This is a genomic window from Chakrabartyella piscis (assembly GCA_030067835.1).
Lineage (GTDB): Bacteria > Bacillota > Clostridia > Lachnospirales > Anaerotignaceae > Chakrabartyella > Chakrabartyella piscis.
Genome location: CP092441.1, coordinates 1,617,427 through 1,643,218 on the forward strand (window position 1 = coordinate 1,617,427; position 25,792 = coordinate 1,643,218).

The window sequence follows — 25,792 nt, forward strand, 5'->3', positions numbered from 1 at the left end:
TAGTCGCCCGTTTGTATATAAAAAATAAATTTGAAATAGAATTGGAGTGTTTTTTCATGATGACACGTATGAAAGAATTGATTGTAACATTAAACCAAGCATCAGCAGCATATTACCAAGAGGATACAGAATTGATGACCAATTTGGAATACGATGCATTGTATGATGAGTTGGTTGCATTAGAAGAGAAATCTGGTGTGATTTTAGGGAATAGTCCAACGCAAAATGTTGGGTATACCATTTTAAGTAATTTGCAAAAAGTGCGTCACGAAAGCCAAATTCTTTCTTTGGACAAAACCAAGGAAGTGGGTAAATTGCAAAGTTTTTTAAGTGGCAATAAAGGGATTCTTTCTTGGAAATTGGATGGTCTGACCATTGTGTTGCAATACGCAGAAGGAAAATTGGTGCAAGCCATCACACGTGGCAATGGTGAAATTGGAGAAGATGTCACCCACAATGCAAAGGTATTTGCAAATTTACCACTACAAATTCCATTTATGGGGCAATTGGTGTTGCGTGGTGAAGGTGTCATTTCCTATTCAGAATTTGAACGCATCAATGAAGGTTTGCCAGCAGAAGAACAATACAAAAATCCACGTAACTTGTGTAGTGGAACTGTGCGTCAACTCAATAGTGAAATTGCAGCCAAAAGACGTGCACAATTCTTTGCATTTACATTGGTGAGTGCAGAAGGAAAAGAAATTTCTAATAGCAAATCAGAAAATATGAAATGGCTTGGAGAATTGGGCTTTTCTGTAGTGGAACATGAAGTGGTGACTGGTGACACGGTTGCAGAAACGGTAGAAGACTTCCGCAATCGCATTGCTGATAATGACATTGCTTCAGATGGACTTGTATTGACTTTGGATGATATTCCTTTGAGCATTAGCTTGGGTAGAACTGCAAAATTCCCAAAAGATTCCATTGCTTTCAAATGGGCAGATGAAATGGCAGAAACCACTTTACGTGAAATGGAGTGGAATACATCCAGAACTGGACTTATGAATCCCATTGCTATTTTTGATTCTGTGGAATTGGAAGGTTCAACGGTTTCACGTGCCAGTGTCCATAATTTGAGTATCATTTCAGAATTGCAACTTGGCTTGGGTGATACCATCAAGGTATACAAAGCCAATATGATCATTCCACAAATTTCAGAAAATCTAACAAAATCCAATACACTGGAAATTCCAAAGAAATGCTTTGTTTGTGATGGAGATACAGAAATACGCAAACAAAACGATGGTGAATTTTTATATTGTACCAATCCAGATTGCAAAGCAAAACAATTGCAACGACTTTCTCACTTTGTATCACGTGATGCTATGAACATAGAAGGTTTGTCTGAAGAAAGCCTTAGAAAATTTGTAGAAGTGGATTTGGTCAGTGAATATCCAGATATATTTAGACTGGAACTTCATGGCAATACCATCAAATCTATGGAAGGTTTTGGAGAAAAATCTTATCAAAAATTGGTGGATTCCATTGAAAAAGCAAAAGATGTGGATTTGGCAAACTTCATTTATGCTTTGGGCATTGATCAAGTGGGCTTGCGCAATGCAAAATTGTTGTGTAAACACTTCAATTGGAATTTGGAAAGTATTGTTTTGGCAACAACAGAAGATTTATTGGCAATTGATGGATTTGGTGAAGTCATTGCAAGAAGCGTTGTTTCCTATTTCCAAAAAGAATCCCATAAAGAAATGCTTTTGGATGTACAAAACTATTTGCAATTCAAAGAAATGGAAGTACCAGCAGAAGGAATAAAATTATTGGATGGTTTGACTTTTGTAGTCACAGGTGATTTGGAACAATTTACAAACCGTAAAGAATTATCCAATCTAATTGAAACATTGGGTGGCAAAGTAACAGGCAGTGTCACAAAAAAATCCAATTATCTCATCAACAATGATGTGTTTTCTGCTTCTTCCAAAAATAAAAAAGCAAATGAGTTGGGAATTCCAATTTTAAGTGAACAAGATTTTATAGAACAGTTCAAAATAATTCTATAGAAAAATATAATATATAAAAAAAGAAAAGAAACGAAATCCATGTATAATATAAAACTAAAATTTTTGTTTGATGATAATTATTATAAATTAAATATTGATTTTATCAAATTTTAAGTGAAATTTTGAAATCCTTTATGAAAATATGGTTATTTTGTTCAATAATTAGTCGGAATACTCATTTTTTTATTCATTGTGACAAAAATAAAAAAAAGCTATAGATTCCCTAAAAAGTTTGCTATAATAGAAGAAACGATGATTTTTGACAAAAAAGGTGGGAATCAAAATGAACTTAAACCAATTGCATTATTTTAAGACTCTTGCAGAATTGGAACATTATACAAAAGCAGCAGAACAATTGGGTATTTCGCAGCCAACATTGAGTCATTCTATCGCAGCAATGGAAAAAGAATTGGGTGCTGAGTTATTTGAAAAACAAGGTAGAAACGTTGCATTGACAAAATATGGACGTATTTATATGTTCTATGTGGAAAATGCATTGACACAATTGGAACTTGGTAAAAATCAAATAGAACGTTTGATTTCTGTTGGTAGTGGTCACGTTGGTTTGGCATATATGACTTCTGTGGGTACCAGCTTTGTACCTAGTATGATTGCAGATTTCTTGAATCATCCACAAAATAAAAACATTTCTTTTTCTTGCTATGAAGGCAGTACAAAGGATTTGATTTACAATTTGAAACGTGAAAAATACGATTTGGTATTTTGTTCTATGATGGAAAATGAAAGTGAAGTAGAGTTTATTCCTGTGTTTGAACAAGGTCTTGTGGTGATTGTGCCAGAAGAACATGCACTTGCAAATAGAGATAAGGTTACAATTCAAGATATTTGTCCATATCCACTCATTTGCTACACCAAAGAAAGCGGTATGCGTCGCATCATTGATGATTTGTACAACAAAGCACAAATTATGCCAAATATTTTATGTCAATTTGAAGATGTCAATTCCATGGCAGGTTTGGTGGCTGCAAATCAAGGGATTGCAATTGTAACAGACAATCCAAGTATCCAAAACTATCGTGTCAAAAAATTGGAATTGGATACAGTCTATTCCAAACGTATGGTATATTTGGCGTTTGTACTCAATCGTTATTTGCCACCAGCAGTGGAAAAATTCAAAGATTTTATCATTGCAAATACAAGAAAGTAATGATACAAAACCATTGACAAGTAAAATCAATGGTCATATAATAAACAAAGGGAATGAAGTTCTCCCTTGGATGATTCCAAAACCGCTATTATGCTGATGACTTCTGTGATATTTCACAGGACTTGTCAGCTTTTTTTATGGAAATAGGAGGAAAATAGAATGTTACTCAGTTTGGCTTTGATTTTTATAGTAGGAATGTTATTGGGTGGAGTTTGTAACCATTTGCGACTTCCAGCACTTTTGGGTATGCTCATTTCAGGTATGATTTTAGGACCTTATGCAATGGATTTGTTGGATGGAAATTTGCTTGCCATTTCAGCTGATATTAGAAAAATCGCTTTGATTATCATTTTGACAAGAGTTGGATTCAATTTGGATGTTGGTGATTTGAAACGCATTGGATTGCCAGCTGTTTTGATGTGTTTTGTGCCAGCATGTGCAGAAATTACAGCTATGATTTTGATTGCACCTCGACTATTTGATATTACCATCATTGATGCTGCCATTATGGGTTCAGTTGTAGCAGCTGTGTCACCAGCGGTTATTGTACCAAAGATGTTAAACTTAATTGATTTGGAGTATGGAAAAGATAAAGGTATTCCACAAATGATTATGGCAGGTGCTTCTGTGGATGATGTGTTTGTCATTGTGTTATTTTCTTCGTTCTTAACATTGGGTGAAGGTGGAGAAGTGAATTATGCCAGCTTCCTACATATACCAATTTCTATCATCTTAGGTATTGCAGTAGGTGCTGTTGTAGGATATGTGTTGCATGTTTTCTTTATGAAAAAGCATATGCGTGATAGTGCAAAAGTAATTTTGGTGCTTGGTATTTCTATGTTATTGACGGTACAAGAGGATTTCATCACAGGAATCGTTGGTTTTTCAGGTCTCATTGCCATTATGAGCATGGGACTTATGATGCAACTGAAAAAACCAGATTTGGCAAAACGATTGTCTGCTAAATACAACAAACTTTGGGTATGTGCAGAAATTTTACTCTTTACTTTGGTGGGAGCCACTGTGGATTTGTCCTATGCTTTGAAGTTTGGAGCAGTGGCGGCAGTGCTGATTTTGGCAGTTCTGGTATTCCGTATGTTGGCAGTGTATTTCTGTTTATGGAAAACCAATTTCAACTCCAAAGAAAAGGTGTTTTGTATGATTGGCTATTGTCCAAAAGCAACTGTGCAAGCTGCAATTGGTTCCATACCCCTTGCAATGGGACTTGCTTGTGGTGAATTGGTTTTGACAGTGGCAGTGCTTTCTATTTTGATTACAGCACCCATTGGTGCATTTGCAATTGACTTGACACATAAAAAGTTGCTGAAACAAGGATAATTCTGAAGAGAGTTTCGCAGCGACGAAGAATCTGTGGTTTCGGTCGATTCGTGAATCGCCCCTACAATTCCAGAATATTTATGTTTTGGTTTTGTAGGGGTGACGTTTCGTCACCCGTTGTTACAATTACAAATTGATATTTGTGGCAATTTATGACGGCAAGAGTAGAGATCATCATTTTGCAAGCAAAATCACACTGCGTGTGACCGCCATGTCTTTGGCGGTGAGTCCTTGTCCTACAAGTGCAATATAGTTTAGATTTTGCTTTTTGTAGGGAGCGATGACTCATCGCTCCGTTATCCCTGATTTTCTTGTTTGTAATACACATAAGACATAATTGTTGGGATCAATACAGCAAGCAAAATAGCAACCAGCATCAAATAACCAGCAGCTGGTAACAAAGCAGATATAAAGGAGCAAATTCCAGCAAACATAAAGGAATATCCAGCGATGCGATGTGTCTTATACCACACCAATTCTGAAGATAGTGTCCAAGGTGTTTTGATACCAAAAGTGAACGTTTGCTTTGTTTTTGGCAAATAATTCCCAATGAATATGAATAAACAACCCAAAAGAATTGGTGTTACTTTGCTGACAGTTGGCACATTGTCAAAAATACATTGCAACATAGTCAAACCGATGATGATATCCATAAATACAACCATAAACACTTGGAATTTCCCGTAAAATGGCAAAAATTTATCATAATTTTGCATTTTGGGATCAATTCTTGGTGCAACAGCAAATACAATTGTGATGAAAAATGGAAGCAATGTCAAAAACAAATAACTTCCACGACTGGTATATCCTGTCACTTCTCCAGAAAAAGAAAAGCTAGAAGGAATTTGAGATGGTAGCAGTGGATAGAACATAAAGTACAACAAAATAGGAATGCAGCTCAGTAGCAATGAAATAAAAAATGGTTTTTCAATCTTCTTCATAATCGTCACCTCGTAATGATTGGAGCCACACCAGAATTTCTTCAATGACACTGGTATTTAGCTCATAAGTAATGTATTTACCTTTTTTCTCATCCATAACCAAATCTGCTTGCTTCAAAATAGATAGATGATGGGAAATACTGGCATTGGTCATATCAAAAGCTTGTACAATTTCACCAGCAGTCAAAGGCTGTTTTCTAAGCATATTCAAAATTTCACGCCTAGTAGGGTCAGATATGGCTTTCATGATATCTTGTAAACTCATAAGTCTCCCTTCTTTCATTTAGATATTTAGATAAACGTCTAAATAAAGTATAGTTGTTTTATTCAGCGTTGTCAATTGTTTTTGTATTCTGAATTAACATTGCTGCAAATGATTCAAAATCCATTGCAACAAATCAGCATAAACAACATCTCGATCCAATTCATTCAAAATTTCATGTCTATCTTCAGGATATAACTTCAATTCCACATTTTGCAATCCATGTTTCAAATAAGATTGATATACCTTATTCGGTGATTTACCCCAATCGCCAACAGGATCACATCCACCAGAAGTAATCAAAATCGGCATATCTTTTGGAATTTGTTCCAAGTCAATTTCATAAATACAGTGGTGAATCATACGAAACAAATCTTCATATGCACGCAAAGTAAAGGTAAAGGTACAAAATGGAGTTGCCAAATACTTCTTTGTCATTTCCTCATCCCTAGAAATCCAATCTACGGATGTTTTTGGTTTGGAAATCCCTTTCATATATTGGAAAAATACAAATTTGCTGATGAGTTGGCTACGATAACGTTCACCTTTGAGACGAATATACAAACCAATGCCTTTGGTTGCAAAATTGGTCAACAACTTCGCTGGATGTCCAGTTCCCATAATGATGGCACCAGAAAATAAGTCCGCATGTTTGGTTAGATACATACGTGTACAAAAAGAACCCATACTATGCCCAAGAATAAAAATGGGTGTTTCTGGGTATGTTTCTTTGATATTCTTGGTTACGGTATATGTATCTTCCACCAAATATTCTGCACCATATTTTGTATGAAAGAATCCAAAATCATCAGATGTTTTTGCAGTTTCACCATGACCCAAATGATCATGACCCACAACAGAAATGTTATGGCTACACAAGAACCTTGCAAAATCATCATAACGCTCAATGAATTCTGTCATACCATGAACAATTTGTAACAGAGCAACTGGTTTTTCTGCTTGCCAATGGACGCAATGTATTTTGTTGATTCCATCTTTTGATGGTAGATTGTATTGATGTCGATTCATAAAATCACCTTTTCAACAATAGAACTAAAATTTTAAGATTTCTGTAAACAATTGAAAAACCCTGATATTACAAGGGATTTCAGTGTTATTTGAGTCTATTGTATCACAAATCCTTGTAAAATGTTTGTATATTTTTAGAATCAAATTGACAAAAGGGCACTCTTGTCTTAATATAAGTTGAATCCATATGATTATAGAATCATTAGAGTTATAGTAATTTAGAAATTAGAGGTTAATCGAAAATGAAAGAAATTTTGCAAAAATATTTGCGAGACTTTTCGCCAATGAAGGCGATTTTATACGGTTATTGCACCATGATTGTTGTAGGAACCATTTTATTGTATCAACCTTTTGCATTGAAAACAGGTGCTACACCCAATTGGATGACTGCATTTTTTACAGCAACTTCAGCAACTTGTGTCACAGGACTTGTGGTGGTGGATACGTACACCCATTGGTCTGGTTTGGGGCAATTGATTATCCTATGCTTGATTCAAATTGGTGGCATTGGATTTATGACAGTTTGTATTTCAGCAGTATCCCTAACCAAAAAGAAGATCGGTTTTGTTTCCAGAAGTTTGATGCAAAACTCCATTTCAGCACCACAATTGGGTGGTATTGTGCGTATGTCACACTTTGTGTTTTGGGGTGCTTTGTTTGTAGAAACCATTGGTGCATTTCTTTTGGCAGTGGAATATGTGCCCAAATATGGAGCAGTACAAGGTGCTTGGTATTCCATATTCCATAGTATTTCTGCTTTTTGCAATGCAGGCTTTGATTTGATGGGACAAGAAGTGGTGTACTCTTCCATGACTGCATCTGTAGGCAATGTATATATCAATGTTATTTTAATGCTGTTGATTGTCATTGGTGGTTTGGGCTTCTTTGTTTGGCAAGATATCATAGAAGCAAAGCTGAAGTTTTCACAAATGCATTTGCATACAAAATTGGTTGTATTTGTCAGTGTTGTTTTGATTTTGGGTGGTGCAATTGGCATCCATATCACACAATTTGCAACTCCACAATATCAAGAAATGTCAACTGGCACCAGAGTATTGTCATCTATTTTTCAATCTGTCACAGCCAGAACAGCAGGTTTCAACACCTTGGATTTGGATCAGTTTACAGAAGCTGGTTTGTTTTGTATGATGATTTTAATGCTCATTGGCGGTTCAGCAGGATCCACAGCAGGTGGTATGAAAACAACAACCTTTGCAGTTCTTTGTTTGAGTGTCATCACCACATTTGACCACAGAAAATCCATTGAAGTCTTTGGTAGACGTTTGGAAGAGGGCATCACTAGAAAAGCATCTTGTATTTTCATGATGTATTTATTTGTTATGTGTATTGGTGCAATGGCAATCAGTCAAATAGAAGGCATTTCCATGCTACACGCATCTTTTGAGTGTGTTTCAGCTGTGGCAACTGTTGGTTTGACCACTGGTATCACAGGGAATTTGAGCAATGCCTCCTTAATCATTTTGGCAATTCTCATGATTTTTGGTAGAGCAGGTTCATTGACTATGTTGCTTGCATTTGCATCCAAAAAAGCACCAGCAATTTCAAAATTACCTTTGGAGAAAATCCAAATTGGTTGATATAGTTTAGAAAGAGTTTAATTTTTAGGAGGAAACAAAGATGAAATCCATTCTCATTGTAGGATTGGGACGTTTTGGTAGACATATGGCACATAAATTTGTGGAACAGGGTCATTCTGTTTTGGCAATTGAAAAATCAGAAGAACGTGCAGACAATGCCATTAAAATTGTACCAAATATTCAAATTGGCGATGCTGCCAACGAAGATTTTGCAGAATCATTGGGTGTTCGTAATTTTGATTTGTGTGTCATTGCGATTGGCGATAACTTCCAAGCATCCTTGGAAATTACTGTTTTGTTCAAAGATTTGGGTGCTAAATTCATTTTGGCTAGAGCAAGTCGAGATGTTCATAGAAAGCTTTTGTTGCGAAATGGTGCAGACCATGTGGTATATGCAGAACGTGAAATGGCAGAACGTTTGGCTGTCAAATATGGTTCCAAAAACTTGTTTGACTATGTGGAATTGATTGGAACCGATTCTGCAATTTATGAAATGCGTGTACCTGAAAATTGGTATGGAAAAAGTATCATTGAAAAATCAATACGTACACGTTATCATATTAGTATCTTGGCTACCAAAAAGAATGGTAAAATTTATCCATTGCCACAACCAGATCATATTTTCACACCAGATGAAACATTGATTGTTTTGGGTGGAAAAGATGCTGCAAAAGCATTGTTGAAATAAAAGTCCCAATTGTAGATAAAGGGACTTAATGAATGTATTGTAGGATATATCAATGACATTGAAGGAGGCAGACATTGTGAGTATGAGAAAATCGGCATTTATATTTTGGGGTATATCACTCTTAAGTCTTTGTGTGGGCATTGCTGTAGTTGCCTATGAGTGGGGATACTTGCAAAGCATTATAGATCATGGAACACCCACATTTAGTGCTCCTGCTTATGTATCTATTGTATCAGGGATACCGTTTATCATTGTAACATTAGTATTTGCAGTCATTGCGATAATAGTGACCAAGAGAAATAGGCGTTAGGTCTCGTTAAGTACAATTGGGACAAATAAAATTAGACAAAGGTGTAGGAGGGTCATATGAAACAATTCAAAAAAATGTATGTGGAAATTACAAATGTTTGCAATTTGTCTTGTTCTTTTTGTCCACCTACAAAACGCAAATCCAAAACCATGTCAGTTGCAGAATTTACAGAAATTGCTGAAAAAATAAGACCTTTTGGTTCTTATCTATATTTGCATATCAAAGGGGAACCATTGATGCATAAAGATTTGCAAGAAATTCTTGCTGTTTGCGAAAGGTTGGAGTTTCAAGTGTGTATCACAACCAATGGAACGCTTTTGAAACAACAAAAAGAGGTTTTGCTAAAGTCCAAAGCAGTTCACAGACTACATATTTCTTTGCATAGCTTTGAAGCAAATGCCATTTCTTTGACACTAGAGGAGTACTTAGAAGAAATTGTAGACATCATCAAACAAGCAGACTTCCTAATCATTTTACGTTTATGGAATGGCGGTGGTATGGAAGCACTCAATAATCGGATTTTGACAATGCTCAAAGCAAATTTTGATTTTTTACGAGAAGATAAGGTCAATGAAAAGACATATCTACAAATGGGTGATCAATTTGAATGGGCTGATATGGAACGTGAATCCCAAAAGGAAACAGGTTTTTGTTATGCACTTAGAGACCAAATTGGAATTTTGGTGGATGGAACAGTGGTTCCATGTTGCTTAGACAACAATGGTGATATTGCACTTGGAAATATATTTGAGCAATCTTTAGATGATATATATATGGGAAATAGGGCACAGAATTTGTATAATGGTTTTTCCAACCGCAAGTTTGCAGAAAAGCTGTGTAGAACTTGTGGCTTCATCAATCGATTTTAAAAAAAGAGCAGTTATCTGCTCTTCCAGACTGTCAAAGAACCCTATTCCGCACCTTGGAATAGGGTTCTTTCGTATAAATAACGCATATTCTACAAACAACATATACTGCTTACTACTCCATGTTGCCAGTTTTTTTAAGTTCATTGCAGCGAATTTAAGCTTCACCCATTTTGAAACCTGAGCCAAGCCTTTATGATATGTATATCGCATTGCGTGCTTCTCCTTTGCGTCTGCAAAAACCCGTTCTATGGTTTGGCTCCTCAACGCATAGGTGTCTTTTCCTAATGGAGAATGCCGCACATCCTCTGCCTTTTCTAAATATTTCCACCAGATGTGCTTGGTGACTACCTTTCTGTGGTCTTTGCTTTCGGTACACCTTGAAAGATTTTCACATTTTTCGCAAATATAACTGTAACTTTTAAATTCTCTATAGCCATCTCGATTGGTGGTTGTATATGGTAAAACGTGATATTCTGGGCAAATGATGCAGTTGTAGTATTCATCAAAAACATACTCATACCATGGTGAATTTCCTTTTTTCGTCACTGGTCTTTTGTAAGGCAAAGAGGGTATTCTTCCATCATCAAATATTTGCTTGCAAATCCATGGGGTTTTGTATCCTGCATCAGCTGTAATCACTTGTATTTCTGGATATTTTTCTGTCACTTTATGATAAACCTCATCAAATACAACACTATCATGGATGTTTCCAGGTGTTACAACGGTTTCTAATACAAAGTTATTTTTATCGCAAACGGTATGTGCACCATATGCAAAGCACTTTTTATGTTCGCCCTTATGGAACAAACCGCTGTCTGGATCTGTTGTAGAAGTGGTGATTGTTTTTGTTCTTGGAGGGTCATTTTTATCATCAAAAGGCTTTTTTCCATTATCTTCTCTGTCTTTATTGATTTCTTCAAAAAGTTGCTTTTCATACTTTTTAGCTGCAACAGGTATTTCTTTTTTGATGTTTTTCTTTAAATTTGCATTTGCCTTGATATGCGTTGCATCTATAAACACAACTTCTGGACGTAAATATCCTTTTTTCTCAACTTCACCTAAAATCCAAGCGAAAATTTTTTCTACCACTGTTTCTTTAAATCTATTGTTGAAGTTATAACTAATGGTAGCAAAGTGCGGAATACTATCATTGAGGGTATAGCCCAAAAACCAGCGATAGGCAATATTCATTTCAATTTCTTTTACCGTTTGGCGTAAAGAGCGAATTCCATACAAATGTTGGATAAACACCATTTTAAAGAGAACAACAGGGTCAACGCTAGGTCTGCCGTTGTTTGAGCAGTACAAATCTTCCACAAATGAATAAATTTCATTAAAATCTACGGCTTTATCTATTTTTCTTAATAAATGATTTTCTGGAACGAGCATATCTATGTTTATGATTTCTACTGATGTTCTTTTGATTTCTTCTTTACTCAACATTTGTCATCACCTCAACCTCATTATACCAAAAAAAGCCAGCTTATGCTGACTTTTTTGACAGTCTGAAAGAGCAGTTATCTGCTCTTCTTTTATTTGCTTATTCAGTTTCTTTTTCTTGTAAACTTTTCAAAAATGCTGCCACATCTTCATCTGTCAGTGGTGCCAACTCTTCTGGTGCAATCCATCTAACCCAGATTCTGCCTGCCATTGCAGAAATATCCAGTGGCATATCAATTTGGTCTTTGTCAATTGGAATGGTAGTGCCACCATCTCCATCAAACATAATTTCAAAGTATTGTACTTTCCCATCTAGGAAAACAAACATTTGTGTGCTATAAAAATTCAAATATCCAGCTTCGCTCAACAAATATTCTTCAACTTTTTCTTTATTTAGGAAAGAAATGACATACCAGTTGCCATCTGTGTCAGAATAATCAAACAATTGGTATCCACAAAGCTCAATTTCTTCTGCTCCAGTGGTACCTTTGTCATCGTTGGCAATTCCTTTCAAAATCAAAGGTTTTCCTTCTTTGCCATCCATTACAATTTCAGTTCCTGCCAAAAAAATCTCTACAAATCCATTGATTTCTTTGTCACGAAACGCATTTTGCACCATACGATAATCACCATTATCATAAGCAATTGTAGCCAAATCAAAAAGAAATTCTTTTATTGTTGTAATCATAACATACCCTCCAAAAGTTCAAATTCATATCATATATATTTAATCTTATTTTTTTCTATCTGTCAATATCAATCTGAAAACACCAAATGATTTTCAGGTACTTTACCACCAATAATGGTATCCACCAGCATAATATTACGTTCCATTGCAATAGTTTCTTGGTACAATGGGTTGACCACTTTGAATTCCATATGTAGGGTAATCCACAATTTGTAATGAAGTTGATTGATGCCAGCAGATTCAAAAGCAGTTTCATAATCAGAAGAAACAGAACCAGATGGCAATAATGTAAACAATATTTCAGGTCCCAAATTGGAAAACATACTGATATCGGTAATGGCACCAATGGGGATATACACTTCAATTTCAGCCAAATCATATAGGTCTTCATTGATGTTTTGACACAATTGACTGCAAAATAAGTTGATGGCAGCAGTATTGGCAGAATAATTGGTGTAATCACCTTGAGACACCAAAAGAAATTCTGTGGTGTTCCACTCATTTTCCAATAAAATTTCTTGTAAACCATCATCAATCATTGTATTAGCCAGAACTTTTGATTCCATGTAAGATATTTCTTGTAAAGTGGGTAACATTTTCTGCTCGAAAATATACAGAAATATAAAAAATGAAAGCACCACAACCAAAACAGAAAAAATAACGAAGGGTGCTGTATATTTTTGTTTATATGGTTTTCTTTTTTTCATAGCACACCTCCTTTTAGGATAAGATATGATAGAACTGTGAAAACAGTACCAAATCAGTACTTATGACAATAAAAGATAAACCCTCTTAATACAATTGTAAAGAAATTGTTCTTTTCCTTCTGGGTGATTTCTGGTATAATAATGATAATTATGTGCAATTATGTGAATAAAATTAATATTTGTATGTAAATGACGTATTGATTTTGTAAAAAATGGAATAATTGGAAAAACCCACAAATTGTGGTTGTTGATACCAAGGAGGTAAATGCAATGGAAGAAAGGCAACAAAGAAGACGCCCAAGAGAAGGTGCCTATGAGCAAGAAGGAAATGCATCTTCTGGCAGAAATTTATCTGCAAAAGGAACGTCTAAAAAAGCGCCAAAAGGCAAAAAGAAGAAAAAGAAAAAAAGCAGAGCAAGACGCATCATTGGTGCATTCTTTAAGTTTTTGTTTGCTTTGATTGTAATTCTAGGTTTTGCTGTTGCAGGTGCAGGTCTTGGAATTGTATATGGTATTTTAGAAGGAACTGATGTGCTCAATACTTCTGATGTATTGCCAGAATCCTACACTTCATTGATTTATGATGACAATGGTATTGAAATCGATAAATTGCATGGAGAAGAAAATAGGGAATATGCCCAATTGGATTATATTTCTGAATACATCCAACTTGCTGTGGTTTCCATAGAAGATGTTCGTTTCTATGAACACAATGGTATTGACTACAAGGGGGTAGCACGTGCAATTGTAGAAAATATCAAAGCAATGGATTTGAGCCAAGGTGCTAGTACCATTACCCAACAGCTCATCAAAAATGAAGTTTTGTCCAATGAAAAGACTTTCCAAAGAAAAATTAAGGAACAATACCTTGCAATTTCCTTGGAACAATCCTTGGAGAAACAATTGGGTTCCAAAGAAGCAGCAAAGGACTATATTTTGGAATTGTATTTGAATACCATTTCTTTGAGTCATGGTCTCAATGGTGTAGAAGCGGCATCTCAATATTACTTTGGTAAAAATGCATCTGATGTTACCTTGGCAGAAGCGGCTATGATTGCGGGTATTACCAAAAATCCAAGTCTTTATGCACCAGATATGAATGCAGAAGAAAGTAGAAATCGTCAATTGACTGTATTGTACAGTATGTTGACTTCAGAAAATATTACCCAAGCAGAATATGATGCAGCAGTGGAAGAAGATGTGTTTGCAAATCTTGTCAGTGGATATGCCATTGAAGAAACTGGTACTTCCACACATAGTTACTTTGTAGAAGCGTTGATTGCACAAGTTGCAACTGATTTGGTGGAAGAAAAGAACTTTACCAGTGCACAGGCATACAATTTAATTTATAGTGGTGGTTTGGAAATTTATTCTACAGTGGATATGACCATGCAAGGTCAATTGGAAGCAGCATTTTTAAATGATGACTTATTCCCAGAAAGTGACAACACATATGATGTCACCTATTTGATTTCTGTTATGGATACAGAATCAGAAGATTCCAGCCAGTCCCATTATGAGCGTAACACAACAGTTGATAGTGAAGATGATGTGGAAGCTTTTGTAGAATCTGTAAAAGCAGAATTGTTGGATGATACCCATGTTTTGGTTTTGGATAATGTAACGGTATCTCGTTCTTTGCAAGCTGCAATGGTGATTATGGATCATTACACAGGTGAAATCAAAGCCATTGTTGGTGGTCGTGGTGAAAAACCAGGGGATTCTGTTTTGAATCGTGCAACACAATCTTTGCGTCAACAAGGTTCCACAATGAAGGTTTTGGCATCCTATGCACCAGCAATTGACTTAGGACTTTTGATGCCTGGTTCCATTATCGTGGATGAACCATATCAACAAGGTAGTTGGAAACCACAAAACTGGACATTGCGTTTTGATGGACCTTCTACAGTTCGTGAAGGTATTTACAATTCTATGAATATTTTGGCAATCAAAGCATATTTGATGGTAGGTGCAGAAACTTCCTATCAATATTTACTTGATTTTGGCTTGACAACCATCACAGAAGAAGATAAAAATGCTGCAACTGCAATTGGTGGTTTGCACAATGGTGTTTCCACTTTGGAACAAACAGCAGCATATGCAACCATTGCCAATGGTGGTGTATATATGGAACCACATTATTACTCTGTTGTTTATGATCACAATGGTGATGTTTTACTAGACAATACCCAACCAGAAGGCACAAGAGTTTTGAAAGAAACCACTGCTTATTTGTTGACAGATATGATGGAAGATGTTATCACACGTGGTACTGGTGGCAAAGCAGCTTTGAGCGGTATTACAGTTGCTGGTAAAACTGGTACAACAAATGATTCCATTGACTTGACCTTCTATGGATATACTCCATATTACACAGCTGGAATTTGGATGGGTTATGATATTCCAAAAGAAATTACAACCAGCTCTTCAGCCCATTTGACCATTTGGCAAACGGTAATGAATCAAGTTCATGAAGGATTGGAAAATGCAGCACTTATGGAAAAACCTGATGGCATCATCACACAGACTTATTGTTCTGCATCTGGAGATATTCCTTGTGAATTATGTGGTATGGATTACTACGGTATGACCACACATTCTGATATTGCAGCAGTGGATTCACAAACATTACAAGAAGTGTGTACAGTTCACCAAACAGTGACCATTTGTACAGAATCTGGTATGTTGGTTTCGGATACTTGTCCTGAAAATTGCCATATGGAAGTGGTTATTGCAATGGATGAAGGATTGGTCAATAATGGTGGTCAATATGATACGGAAACACGCTGCTTGAGTGAGCCCTCCTATATTTCAGATGGATATATTGACATGGATTTGAGTCAAACTTGTGATTTGGATCATGGTGAATTGGAAACAGGAGTACCGGGGTATTCTTCACCACTTTGGTATATTGATGAAGATGGATATATTGTTTTTATGGATGAAGATGTGTATTCTGATAGCACCTATGAAGACTCTGATGTAGAATCAGATTCAGAATCTGATCCTACTTACTACGATGATGCATGGGCATATGAGCAATTGTTAGGTTTTGATGATGAAGACGATAGCCCAGAAGATGAGGGATCATCTAGTGGTTTTGGTATCAATTAAATAAGTAGTATAAACCCTATCATGAATGAAAATTTTGTGATAGGGTTTTTTGTAAAACCAGTATAGGCTTTTCTATAAAAACTATGTTAATTTTCACCAAAATATTATAATTCATGTTGCTTTCCATTTGAAATGTGTTAAAATGATGATGTAAAGAAATGTCTAAATGTAGCGTAACTACAAAAAAGGAGGATTTTTTATGAGAGTTGGAAAAAGAGCAATTTCATTGGGTCTCACTACAGCAATGGTGCTTGGTTTGACTGTTCCTGTTATGGCTAGTGATATGGATGGTAAATTGGTGATTTTGCATACCAATGACATTCATGGTAATTTTGGTACAACAGAAGAAGGAATTGGCGCTGCTGGTGCTAAAAGTTTGAAAGAGTACTATGAAGCACAAGGTGCAGAAGTTCTTTTGGTGGATGCGGGTGACTATTCTCAAGGCAATACATTGGTAAACTATACACAAGGTATCAGTGCTGCTGAATTCTTGGTTGCAGCTGACTACGATGTGGTTACACTTGGCAATCATGAATTTGACTTTAGTTTTGATAAACTCAAAGAAGGCGTTTCCATTATGGAAGAAGGCGGTATCCAAGTTGTTTGTGCAAACATCATGGACAAAGAAACAGGTGTATCTTACTTCACAGAAAATACAATTTTTGAATTGGATGGTATGACTGTTGGCTTCTTTGGTTTGGATACAGCTGAAACACTCACAAAAGCAAGCCCTACAAATGTAGCAGATGTTAGCTTTGTAGATGGTGAAGAAATGTATGCAATTGCACAAGAGCAAGCTGACTTCTTGGCAGAAGCTGGTTGTGATTATATTGTTGCTATGACACATTTGGGCGTTGATGCAGAAAGCGTTGGCAGACGTTCCATTGATGTTGCGGAAGCAATTACAGGCGTTGATTTGATCATTGATGGACATAGCCATACAGAAATGGATGGCGGTGAAATGGTTGGAGAAGCTTTGATTGTAAGTGCTGGTTCCTATATGGCAAATATCGGTGTTGTAGAAATCGACAAAGCAACTGGTGAAACAGATGCACATTTGTTGAGTGCTGCAACATATGCTGAAACAATTGGTTTGTATGATGCAGAAGTAACTGCTTTTGTTGCAGAAAAGCAAGCAGAAGTAGATGCGGTGTATGATGGCATTTTTGCTGAAACTTTGGTGGATTTGAATGGTGAAAGAGAACCTGGTGTTCGTACAGAAGAAACCAATCTTGGTGATTTTGCTGCTGATGCATATCTTTATGTTGCAAAGCAATATGCAGAAGAAAAAGAATTGGATTTGAGTGTTGATGTTGCTTTGGCAAATGGTGGTGGCATTCGTGCTTCCATCCCAACAGGTGAAATTTCTATGAACACACTTTACACAGTATTCCCTTATGGCAATACAATCGCTTTGGTTACATTGACTGGCGAACAACTTTTGGAAGTTATGGAAGCATCCACATTCTGTAATCCTGAATCTTTGGGTGGTTTCCCTCAAGTTGCTGGTATGGAATTCACATTGGATACAACTGTAGAATATGCTTATGGTGAACAATATCCAGATTCCACATACTTTGCTCCAGCTGATCCTGGTAGTCGTGTAACAATTGATAGTATCGGTGGTGAAGCATTCGATTTGAATGGTGAATATACAGTTGTTGTCAATGCATTCCAAGCATCTGGTGGTGACACATACTTTGTTTTGACAGAAGGCGAAATGATTGACACAGAAATCATCGATGCTGAAGGTTTGATTATGTATGTCGCATCTATGGATGGCATTATTGGTGAAGAATATGCTGAACCACAAGGCAGAATCACAATCATCTCCGATGAATCTGCTGTAGTAGTGGAAGAAGAAGTTGTAGAAGAAGAAGTAATTGAAGAAGTGGTTGAAGCAGAAGTTGTGGAAGAGGTTGTAGTAGAAGAAGTTATTGTTTTGGATGGCTCTTATGTTGTAGTAGCTGGCGACAACCTTTGGAAAATCGCATCTAAAGTTTTGGGTGATGGCAACAAATGGTCCGCAATTTATGAAGCAAACAAAGATGTCATTGCAGATCCAAATATGATTTATGTTGGTCAACAATTGATCGTTTGATTTGTATAATTCTTTAAACGTTAGAGGGGCACAGTATGAGCTGTGTCCTTTTTTCATGTAAAAATTTGCAGCTACCAATAAAAATTTAAACTCTATTTTAGGATTTTCTCATATACTCATATCATAATAGGAATGAATGGAACGTTAGATCAACTCAAAGGAGATGTGTATATGATAGATAGCGAAGAATATAGAAATGCAGAAGAAATTGTAGAAATTCCAAAAAATGAATTTAGAGAATTTACAGAATATCAACCACAAAGAAGACCTAGATATCGTAAAAAACGCAAACGTAAAATAGGACGTATTCTAATTTCTTTTGCGTGTTGTGTTGCAATTGTAGGAACTGGTTGTTATGTTGGAGCAAATCATTTGGATGTAAATTCTGTTTTCACATCTGTGTATGAAACAGTGGCAAATCAAACAGCAGAAGCCACATCGGTATCTACATTAAGCTCCGTTTCAGGCAAAGAAATGACTCCAACTGAATTGTATGCAGAAAATGTAGGTGCATGTGTCGGGATTACAGTGTCCAATGTTTCCACAAATGTATTTGGTCAAGCCTCCACAACAGCATCTTCAGGTTCTGGCTTTGTGATTACATCTGATGGCTATGTTGTGACCAATTATCACGTCATTGCTGATGCAGCAGATAGCACTTCATTGACCATTGATGTTTCTTTCTACGATGGAAGCAGCTATCCAGCAACTTTGGTTGGCTATGAAGAAGACAATGATGTTGCAGTGCTGAAAATCAGTGGTTTCAATTTCCAAAATATTAGCTTGGGTGACAGTAGCGAATTGGAAGTTGGTGAAACCATTTATGCAATTGGCAATCCACTTGGTGAATTGACATTTTCTTTGACAGATGGCTTGGTTTCTGCTTTGGATCGTTTGGTTTCCACTAGCGAAACTGTAACAATGAATATGTTCCAAACCAATACAGCAATCAATCCAGGAAATTCAGGTGGTCCATTGTTCAATGCTTCTGGTGATGTCATTGGTATCGCAACAGCAAAATATTCTTCTTCCAGTGCTGGAACAACAGTAGAGGGATTGGGGTTTGCAATTCCAATCAATGACGTGGTCAATATCTTAGCAGATTTGATGGAATATGGATATGTAACAGGCAAACCATACTTAGGTGTCCAAGTAACCAATGCACAAACATATGGTGCAACTGCTGGTGCTGCAGTTTCTTATGTGGCAGATGGCAGTGCAGCTGAATCAGCAGGCTTGCAAGTAGGAGATATCATTGTTGCTTTGGATGATACTTCCATTGATACAGCATCTGCTTTGACAGCAGCCATTACAGCATATTCAGCTGGTGATAGTGCAACATTGACCATCAATAGAGATGGAAGTACAAAAACACTAACAGTGGTATTTGATGAAAAGAACGCTGAAAGTGAAGCTGCAAATCAATTGGTTGTGGAACAAGAAACACAGCAAACCATGCCACAAATTCCAAATGCAAGACCATAATCAAGATAAGTATGTTTGAGGGAAACCCCTATGGTGTACATTTAACAAGTTGTAGGGGCAATCCTGTGTGATTGCCCGCTATTTCTGGTGTTACAACACATATCTTAAAAGGGAGATTACAATAAAAAATCCTTAGTTACCATCAATAGGTGACTAAGGATTTGTTTTTGTTTATAGAATCAAATGGTTGCAATATACTTTCTCCAACCACCAAATGCGCTGATTTCTTTCATTCCAACTACCAATTCTGGCTCTCCAAGAACACCAAGAACCACTTCACCAGAGTCCAATTTGACTTTTCCAATGGACAAACCAGCAGGCTCATTGAGGAGTATATCTGCCAAACCTTCTTTTGGCACAGACCAAACTTCCAAATCAACAGAAATTGCTGTTGTATCTTCTTTTGCTACACGAATCATAGCAGGATGTATGTCATTGATTGACCAAAGACGATATGTCTTTTCTGTTTTGGCTTCTTTTTGGAAAATGGCTTTTGCTGCAATCATATTGGGTTCCAATTCCAAACCACGCATCAAAGTTCCATTGACAGCCAATAAAACATATTGTTCAGCACAACTCATAAAATCCACCTTCCTATGTAGAATCTAAAATCAACGTAAAGATAAAGAGAGCGTTTTGTCAGAAGCATTGGTAAAGATAAAACCGTCACTTTCAGCAAAGGTTACATCTGTAAAACCAGTTAAATCTGCAATGGAATAATAAAGCATACTTCCATTTTTGTAATAAGAAACTGTATTTGTAATGGTATTGTGGAAGATGGAAACTTCACCACCAGCTGCATCGCCAACCAAATCATTTGGAAGCAAAAGCGGAGTACCCAAAAGCCCCCAAATCAGTCTGGCATTGCTGGAGTTCAAACCATAAAAATCACCTTTATGATATACAGTCACATTTTTTGTGAATCCAAGTATCGGCAAAGTGGTTTCAATCAATTCTTCTTCAGCAAATTCAACACCCATAACACTTTCACCACTCCAGGGATTTTCTGGGTCTGGATCGGTTGGATCCCAACCAGAATTGACGCTATCCCCATCAATGATTTGTGGCGTTTCAGGTATCAATGGCTCTACTTCATCACTATAATACATGGTAACAGCAGTACCGATAGGACAGTTGTCATAAATCCATTTGACATCTTCAACCGTCAAACGTACACAACCCATTGAAGCAGAAGTACCTAATTTATTGTATTCCCACCACTCTAAGGTTGATTTATCTTGTTCCAAATATGGCACTGAATGGAATAAAATGCTACCTGTGATTCTGGTTGCATATTGACCATACACATTTCCAAATAATGGTCTCCATTCATATTTACTAGAAGTATAAAAGGTTCCAGAAGGTGTTTCTGGACCGACAGAACATACAAAAGCTTGTTCTGCTATTGTATATTCACCATCAGCATCTTTGCTGTAGACAGTAACAATATTTTGTGTCAAATTTACATCTATCGCATATGGTTTTTCAGCAGCTTGCACAGGAAATGCAAAAATAGAGCATAGCAAAACCAATATCAATCCAATCATATATTGTTTTTTCATAAAGTCCTCCTAATATGTACATAGTATCTTTACTAGTATACTTGTATTTTGTGATGAATAAAAGATATATTAGAAGAATTTAATAAACTTGTAAAGATTGGGAAGTAGAATAATGATAAAATTTGTAACATGATTGTCATTTGCAATTTACATCAAATTGTGATATGATAAGAAACGAACAAAACTCCAAGGAACAATAATGCTAGGAGGTACTATGGCAAAAGGAAAAGGTACAAAGCTCATTGCACAAAATAAAAAAGCATATCATGAGTATTTCATTGAAGAAACCTTCCAAGCGGGGATTTCTTTGGTTGGTACAGAAGTGAAAAGTATGCGTGCAGGCAAATGTAGTTTGAAAGAAAGTTTTATTCGTATTGAAAACGAAGAAGCTTTTATCTACAATATGCATGTGAGCCCATACGAACAAGGGAACATTTTCAATACAGATCCTTTGCGTGTGCGTCGTTTGCTTTTGCACAAAAGCCAAATTAGAAAGATTGCCCAAGAAAGTCAAGTGGCTGGGTATACCATTGTTCCTGTTAAAGTGTACTTTGACCGTAGTTTGGTAAAAGTAGACATTGCTTTGGCACGTGGGAAGAAGCTTTATGATAAGCGTAATACCATTGCCAAAAATGACCAACGTCGTCAAGCAGAAAAAGAGTTTAAGATTCGCAATATTACAATGTAATTGTCGCATTGTACCCACCATTACGGGGATGTAATGGTCTCGACGGGGATTTTGAAGCTAGGGATAGCCATCCGCAGACCAGTGAACTGCGTCATCAAGCTGGAAACTTTTTAAATTAAAAGACAATAATAAATTAATCGCTGCCTAATGGCAGCCGTCGGCCTCTGATCACTCGCTGTTAGAGAAAACCGGCGTCGACTTAGCGAGGCACTTTTTCACCTAAGCTTTGCGGTGTAAAAAGAATCATGAAGCTACTAAGGTGTACAGCCTGTTCTTTGGCGTTGCACTGAGGGAATGTTAAAAAAAGAACTGTGATGGGAGAAATCTTTACGGATGGGTTTTCGGACAGGGGTTCAATTCCCCTCATCTCCATTCAAAGGAAAAGGCAGCTAAGAGTGTGAATTCATTCTTAACTGCCTTTTTTATATGTATTTCAATTATTTAAAATCAACCAAACAAATCACCAAAAGCATTAAATGAAGTATACCCACTATTGGTTGTAGTATCTGTAGTTGAAGTATTACTACTTGTAGTAGTTGTTGTTGCTTTGGTATCAATTTGAATGGTGCTTGTACTAGAATCCCAAGCAATATCAAAGCCCAATGCATCACCCAAATCTCTTAATTTATAGTATCCATAGCCATCAATTCCATACGTAATGAATTTTTTTTGATTCCCATTGATATACAAATTAATACTAGACTTAGTTGCAGTTTTTTGTGTTCCATCACCCAAAAGAAGTTCTGTACCAGAGCTGGCATAATTTTCACCACTGGTCAAAGTAGTAGAACGTGTTGTGCTATCATATCCTACAGAAAATTTACAATCTGTTTCACTTAAAGCTTTTGCAACATCTCTTAATTTGAAATAGTTGTTGCCATCAATGGTGTATGCTTCAAATGCAATTGTGCTTCCATCTACTTGAACCTTTGCACTGGTTGGACTGACTGTTATAGTAGCAGAGCTTTCGCTACTGATATCAGTTGTAGCAGTTGGTTCAACAACTTCTTCGATGACTTCTTCAATAACTTCTTCTTTTGGCTCTTCGTATGTATAATCAGATTCCAAAATTGGATTGCGGATTAGGGATACATCTGAACCAATTGTAACCACAGCAGTTCCTTCTTGGAATTCCTCAAAATCAGTAAACTTAACATCACAGGTAGTTACAGATTGCCCATCTAACCCAATATACATAGAATAGCTACCAGAAACGATACTTGCTACATTTTCGGTATAGCTTTCGCATCCACGGGAAAGATTCAAATCTACAACTACTTTTCCTGTGGTGTCGATATAACCATAGTATGCCATGGCATGATTGCTTACCAAAGCTCTACCACATGAAAAATCGTAACCGTTAATATACATACAAGGTGTGATTTCATTACCTTTCATGTCGATGTATCCATATTTTTTTGTGCCATCCACCATTTGGGAAACCAAAGCAATTCCTTCAGAAACATTACCGGCAGAAGTATAAATGAAATCAGAAACTTCTTTACCAGTTTTATCGATATATCCCCAATAACCATTTTTCACCACAGCGCAGTAACCATTTGTAAATCTAGGATCACTATCCACAGCACCAGCAAAACTATCATAAATAGCAGAAACAACAAGTTTATTGCTGGTATTGATGAATCCAGTTTTGCCATTGATTTGTACTTTTGCAAGTCCTTCAGAAAAGCTATTTGCACTTTCATACATACTTTCAATTACTTTGTTCCCTTTGGTGTCTATATATCCATATGTATTTTCAGTATAAGGACAATCGGTATTGAGTGCCAATCCTTCGCTAAAACCAGAGATTACATTGTATGAAGAAAATGGAATTACAATGGTTCCGCTTTCATTGACATAAGCAACACCAGTAGTACCAGATTTACGCACAGGATACAAACCATCGCTACCTTGTCCCAAAAAACTATAAATTGGCTGTACCAAGGTTTTGCCGCTTCCATTTACAAGCCCATATGTATAGGTTCCATTTTCATCTGTTAGAACAGAAAAACGATCTTCACCTACATTTTGAATGTCTGAATATTGTGGCTTAATTACAATTTTTCCATCAATATTCATAAGTCCGTAAATAGGAGAAGACGATGTGATGGTTTCCCCATTGTATACAATCTCTTTCTTTACCAGTTCTGCAATAATCACGATATCTCCATATCTTTCAACGTAATCGTACTCACTTGTCAACTCTTTTACCAACAAATCATCAATGGAGTATACGCTTTTGGCATAGGTTGTGGTACTAAGCCCCAATACCAATGAAACACCAATGGATGCTACAACAATTTTTTGCAATAATTTTTTCATAATACCATTCGCCCCTTATCATTATACATACTATTATAACCATTTTTTAATCTTATCACAATTAAAGGCTTCAAGCAATAAAAGTCAAAAATAAATGAGAGACTCATTTCAAAAACAGCTTAAGTAAGTACATTCCATATTTTTGATATGGTTGATATCTCATAGGCAAATCCATCCAATTGTATCGTTTGAGCATTCCTTTTTCGTGGGAGAAGGTATCAAAGCTATATTTTCCATGATATTTTCCCATGCCACTGGCACCCACACCACCAAAAGGCATTCTGGAAGTAGCCAGATGGACAATGCAATCGTTGATACAACCACCACCAAATATCATATGGTGCATGAAATATTTTTGACGTTTTACATCATTGGAAAACAAATATGCAGCCAATGGATGTTCGAATGATTTGATGATGTTTTCTGCTTCTCTGAAGGTATCAAATGTAATAACTGGCAAAATGGGACCAAAGATTTCTTCTTGCATAACGGCATCGTCCAAAGAGACATTGTTCAATATGGTAGGTTCTATTTTCAAGGCATCTGCATCGCTTTTGCCGCCAAATATCACTTTCTTTTCATCTATCAAACCAAGCAAACGTTCAAAATGCTTTTGATTGATGATTTTACCAAAGTTTGGATTTTTGAGAGGTTTTTTGCCATATGTTTTTGTAATTTCTAATTGCAAAGCGGAAACAAAGGTATCTTTCACTTGTTTGTGTACCAAAATGTAATCAGGTGCCACACAAGTTTGGCCGCAGTTGAGTAGTTTGCCAAAGACAATCCGTTTGGCAGCCACTTTGACATTTGCTGTTTCATCTACAATGCAAGGGCTTTTGCCACCCAATTCCAAGGTGAATGGAGTCATATATTTTGCAGCTTTTTCCATAACTGTTTTGCCCACAGAAACGCTACCTGTGAAGAAGATGTAATCAAATTTTGTGTTGAGGAGTGCTTCATTTTCTTTTCTGCCACCAGAAATAACTGCAACATATTCCTCTGGAAATACTTCTTCAATGATTTTTTTGATCACCAAAGATGTATTTGGAGAATAGGCAGATGGTTTCACCACGCAACAATTCCCAGCAGAAATGGCACCAAACAAAGGTTCCATGGTCAACATAAAAGGATAATTCCATGGTGACATAATGAGTACCACACCAAGAGGATTTTTCACTTTGAAACTTTTTGCATGGAATTGTGCCAAATCTGTTTTGACTTTTTGGGGTTTTGCCCATTTTTCTGTATGCTTTATGATGTAGGAAAGTTCCGACAAACACAGACCAATTTCACACATATAGCCTTCATAATGGGATTTGCCCAAGTCCTCATACAAAGCTTGTGCAATTTCAGATTCGTATGTTTGAATGGTTTTATATAATTTACGCAAATACGATATACGTGTGGCAACAGGTAGAGTGGCACCTGTTTCAAAATATGCACGCTGTTTGTTTACAATTTCCATTT

Annotated in this window: 20 protein-coding genes, 1 other RNA gene, 1 pseudogene and 1 riboswitch; of the genes and pseudogenes, 12 read left to right on the forward strand and 10 right to left on the reverse strand. The window is 36.5% G+C overall.

All coding sequences use genetic code 11. The features are described 5' to 3' along the window. Positions 1 to 56 precede the first annotated feature (56 nt). From ligA to MJY40_RS07210, 3 genes are all read left to right on the forward strand, one after another. Positions 57 to 2,012: an NAD-dependent DNA ligase LigA gene (ligA, locus tag MJY40_RS07200; RefSeq protein ID WP_331488243.1), complete on the forward strand. Its 1,956-nt coding sequence runs from the start codon at positions 57 to 59 to the stop codon at positions 2,010 to 2,012. A gap of 283 nt (positions 2,013 to 2,295) precedes the next feature. Then, on the forward strand, positions 2,296 to 3,180 hold the full coding sequence (locus MJY40_RS07205) for a LysR family transcriptional regulator (protein ID WP_317856310.1): 885 nt from the start codon (positions 2,296 to 2,298) through the stop codon (positions 3,178 to 3,180). Between the two features lie 40 nt (positions 3,181 to 3,220). Beyond that, positions 3,221 to 3,293, forward strand: a riboswitch (Fluoride riboswitch). A gap of 46 nt (positions 3,294 to 3,339) precedes the next feature. After that, positions 3,340 to 4,518, forward strand: a complete 1,179-nt coding sequence (locus MJY40_RS07210; protein ID WP_317856311.1) for a cation:proton antiporter — start codon at positions 3,340 to 3,342, stop codon at positions 4,516 to 4,518. 296 nt (positions 4,519 to 4,814) lie between these two features. On the opposite strand, the gene MJY40_RS07215 is transcribed toward MJY40_RS07210, so the two are convergent. From MJY40_RS07215 to MJY40_RS07225, 3 genes are all read right to left on the reverse strand, one after another. Then, positions 4,815 to 5,459 carry an SdpI family protein gene (locus MJY40_RS07215; protein WP_317856312.1) on the reverse strand — a complete coding sequence of 215 codons (645 nt, stop codon included), beginning with the start codon at positions 5,457 to 5,459 and terminating at the stop codon, positions 4,815 to 4,817. Continuing rightward, complete coding sequence (locus tag MJY40_RS07220; RefSeq protein ID WP_317856313.1) at positions 5,446 to 5,724, reverse strand: autorepressor SdpR family transcription factor; 279 nt, start codon at positions 5,722 to 5,724, stop codon at positions 5,446 to 5,448. Before MJY40_RS07220 ends, MJY40_RS07215 begins: the two co-directional genes overlap by 14 nt. Before the next feature lie 93 nt (positions 5,725 to 5,817). Beyond that, the gene (locus MJY40_RS07225) at positions 5,818 to 6,750 is read right to left on the reverse strand and encodes an alpha/beta hydrolase (protein WP_317856314.1); all 933 of its coding nucleotides are present in this window, start codon (positions 6,748 to 6,750) and stop codon (positions 5,818 to 5,820) included. A 242-nt stretch (positions 6,751 to 6,992) separates the two neighbouring features. Between MJY40_RS07225 and MJY40_RS07230 the strand changes: the two genes are divergently transcribed. The 4 genes from MJY40_RS07230 (at position 6,993) to MJY40_RS07245 (ending at position 10,215) form a co-directional block, all read left to right on the forward strand. Next, positions 6,993 to 8,348 (forward strand): TrkH family potassium uptake protein, encoded by a 1,356-nt coding sequence (locus MJY40_RS07230; RefSeq protein WP_317856315.1) that lies wholly within the window; start codon positions 6,993 to 6,995, stop codon positions 8,346 to 8,348. A 40-nt stretch (positions 8,349 to 8,388) separates the two neighbouring features. Further along, on the forward strand, positions 8,389 to 9,036 hold the full coding sequence (locus MJY40_RS07235) for a potassium channel family protein (protein WP_317856316.1): 648 nt from the start codon (positions 8,389 to 8,391) through the stop codon (positions 9,034 to 9,036). A 76-nt stretch (positions 9,037 to 9,112) separates the two neighbouring features. Further along, complete coding sequence (locus MJY40_RS07240) at positions 9,113 to 9,346, forward strand: hypothetical protein (protein WP_317856317.1); 234 nt, start codon at positions 9,113 to 9,115, stop codon at positions 9,344 to 9,346. A gap of 56 nt (positions 9,347 to 9,402) precedes the next feature. Continuing rightward, positions 9,403 to 10,215 (forward strand): radical SAM/SPASM domain-containing protein, encoded by an 813-nt coding sequence (locus MJY40_RS07245; protein WP_317856318.1) that lies wholly within the window; start codon positions 9,403 to 9,405, stop codon positions 10,213 to 10,215. Positions 10,216 to 10,323: 108 nt separating this feature from the next. On the opposite strand, the pseudogene MJY40_RS07250 reads toward MJY40_RS07245, so the two are convergent. The 3 genes and pseudogenes from MJY40_RS07250 to yunB all read right to left on the reverse strand — a co-directional run. Next, a pseudogene (locus MJY40_RS07250) lies at positions 10,324 to 11,658 on the reverse strand (IS1182 family transposase); the annotation flags it as partial. A gap of 97 nt (positions 11,659 to 11,755) precedes the next feature. Next, on the reverse strand, positions 11,756 to 12,343 hold the full coding sequence (locus MJY40_RS07255; protein ID WP_317856319.1) for a hypothetical protein: 588 nt from the start codon (positions 12,341 to 12,343) through the stop codon (positions 11,756 to 11,758). Between the two features lie 68 nt (positions 12,344 to 12,411). Then, positions 12,412 to 13,050: a sporulation protein YunB gene (gene yunB, locus MJY40_RS07260; protein ID WP_317856320.1), complete on the reverse strand. Its 639-nt coding sequence runs from the start codon at positions 13,048 to 13,050 to the stop codon at positions 12,412 to 12,414. 270 nt (positions 13,051 to 13,320) lie between these two features. Between yunB and MJY40_RS07265 the strand changes: the two genes are divergently transcribed. From MJY40_RS07265 to MJY40_RS07275, 3 genes are all read left to right on the forward strand, one after another. Beyond that, positions 13,321 to 16,164: a transglycosylase domain-containing protein gene (locus MJY40_RS07265; RefSeq protein WP_317856321.1), complete on the forward strand. Its 2,844-nt coding sequence runs from the start codon at positions 13,321 to 13,323 to the stop codon at positions 16,162 to 16,164. A gap of 199 nt (positions 16,165 to 16,363) precedes the next feature. Further along, a complete protein-coding gene (locus tag MJY40_RS07270; RefSeq protein ID WP_317856322.1) occupies positions 16,364 to 18,265 on the forward strand; it encodes a 5'-nucleotidase C-terminal domain-containing protein in 1,902 nt (633 codons plus the stop codon). A 171-nt stretch (positions 18,266 to 18,436) separates the two neighbouring features. Then, positions 18,437 to 19,750, forward strand: coding sequence for a S1C family serine protease (locus MJY40_RS07275; protein WP_317856323.1), 1,314 nt, complete (start codon positions 18,437 to 18,439; stop codon positions 19,748 to 19,750). A gap of 179 nt (positions 19,751 to 19,929) precedes the next feature. On the opposite strand, the gene MJY40_RS07280 is transcribed toward MJY40_RS07275, so the two are convergent. Together MJY40_RS07280 and MJY40_RS07285 are read right to left on the reverse strand one after the other, a co-directional pair. Further along, positions 19,930 to 20,331 (reverse strand): allophanate hydrolase-related protein, encoded by a 402-nt coding sequence (locus tag MJY40_RS07280; protein WP_317856324.1) that lies wholly within the window; start codon positions 20,329 to 20,331, stop codon positions 19,930 to 19,932. 30 nt (positions 20,332 to 20,361) lie between these two features. Then, complete coding sequence (locus tag MJY40_RS07285) at positions 20,362 to 21,312, reverse strand: L,D-transpeptidase (RefSeq protein ID WP_317856325.1); 951 nt, start codon at positions 21,310 to 21,312, stop codon at positions 20,362 to 20,364. 214 nt (positions 21,313 to 21,526) lie between these two features. Here MJY40_RS07285 and smpB point away from each other — a divergent pair, with 214 nt between their 5' ends. Then, on the forward strand, positions 21,527 to 22,000 hold the full coding sequence (smpB, locus tag MJY40_RS07290; RefSeq protein WP_317856326.1) for an SsrA-binding protein SmpB: 474 nt from the start codon (positions 21,527 to 21,529) through the stop codon (positions 21,998 to 22,000). Positions 22,001 to 22,024: 24 nt separating this feature from the next. Further along, positions 22,025 to 22,375, forward strand: a transfer-messenger RNA (tmRNA) gene (gene ssrA / locus MJY40_RS07295). Positions 22,376 to 22,447: 72 nt separating this feature from the next. Here ssrA and MJY40_RS07300 read toward each other — a convergent pair. Both MJY40_RS07300 and MJY40_RS07305 read right to left on the reverse strand, forming a co-directional pair. Next, a complete protein-coding gene (locus MJY40_RS07300; protein WP_317856327.1) occupies positions 22,448 to 24,325 on the reverse strand; it encodes a WG repeat-containing protein in 1,878 nt (625 codons plus the stop codon). Positions 24,326 to 24,428: 103 nt separating this feature from the next. Further along, complete coding sequence (locus MJY40_RS07305; RefSeq protein ID WP_317856328.1) at positions 24,429 to 25,790, reverse strand: aldehyde dehydrogenase; 1,362 nt, start codon at positions 25,788 to 25,790, stop codon at positions 24,429 to 24,431. Positions 25,791 to 25,792 lie beyond the last annotated feature (2 nt).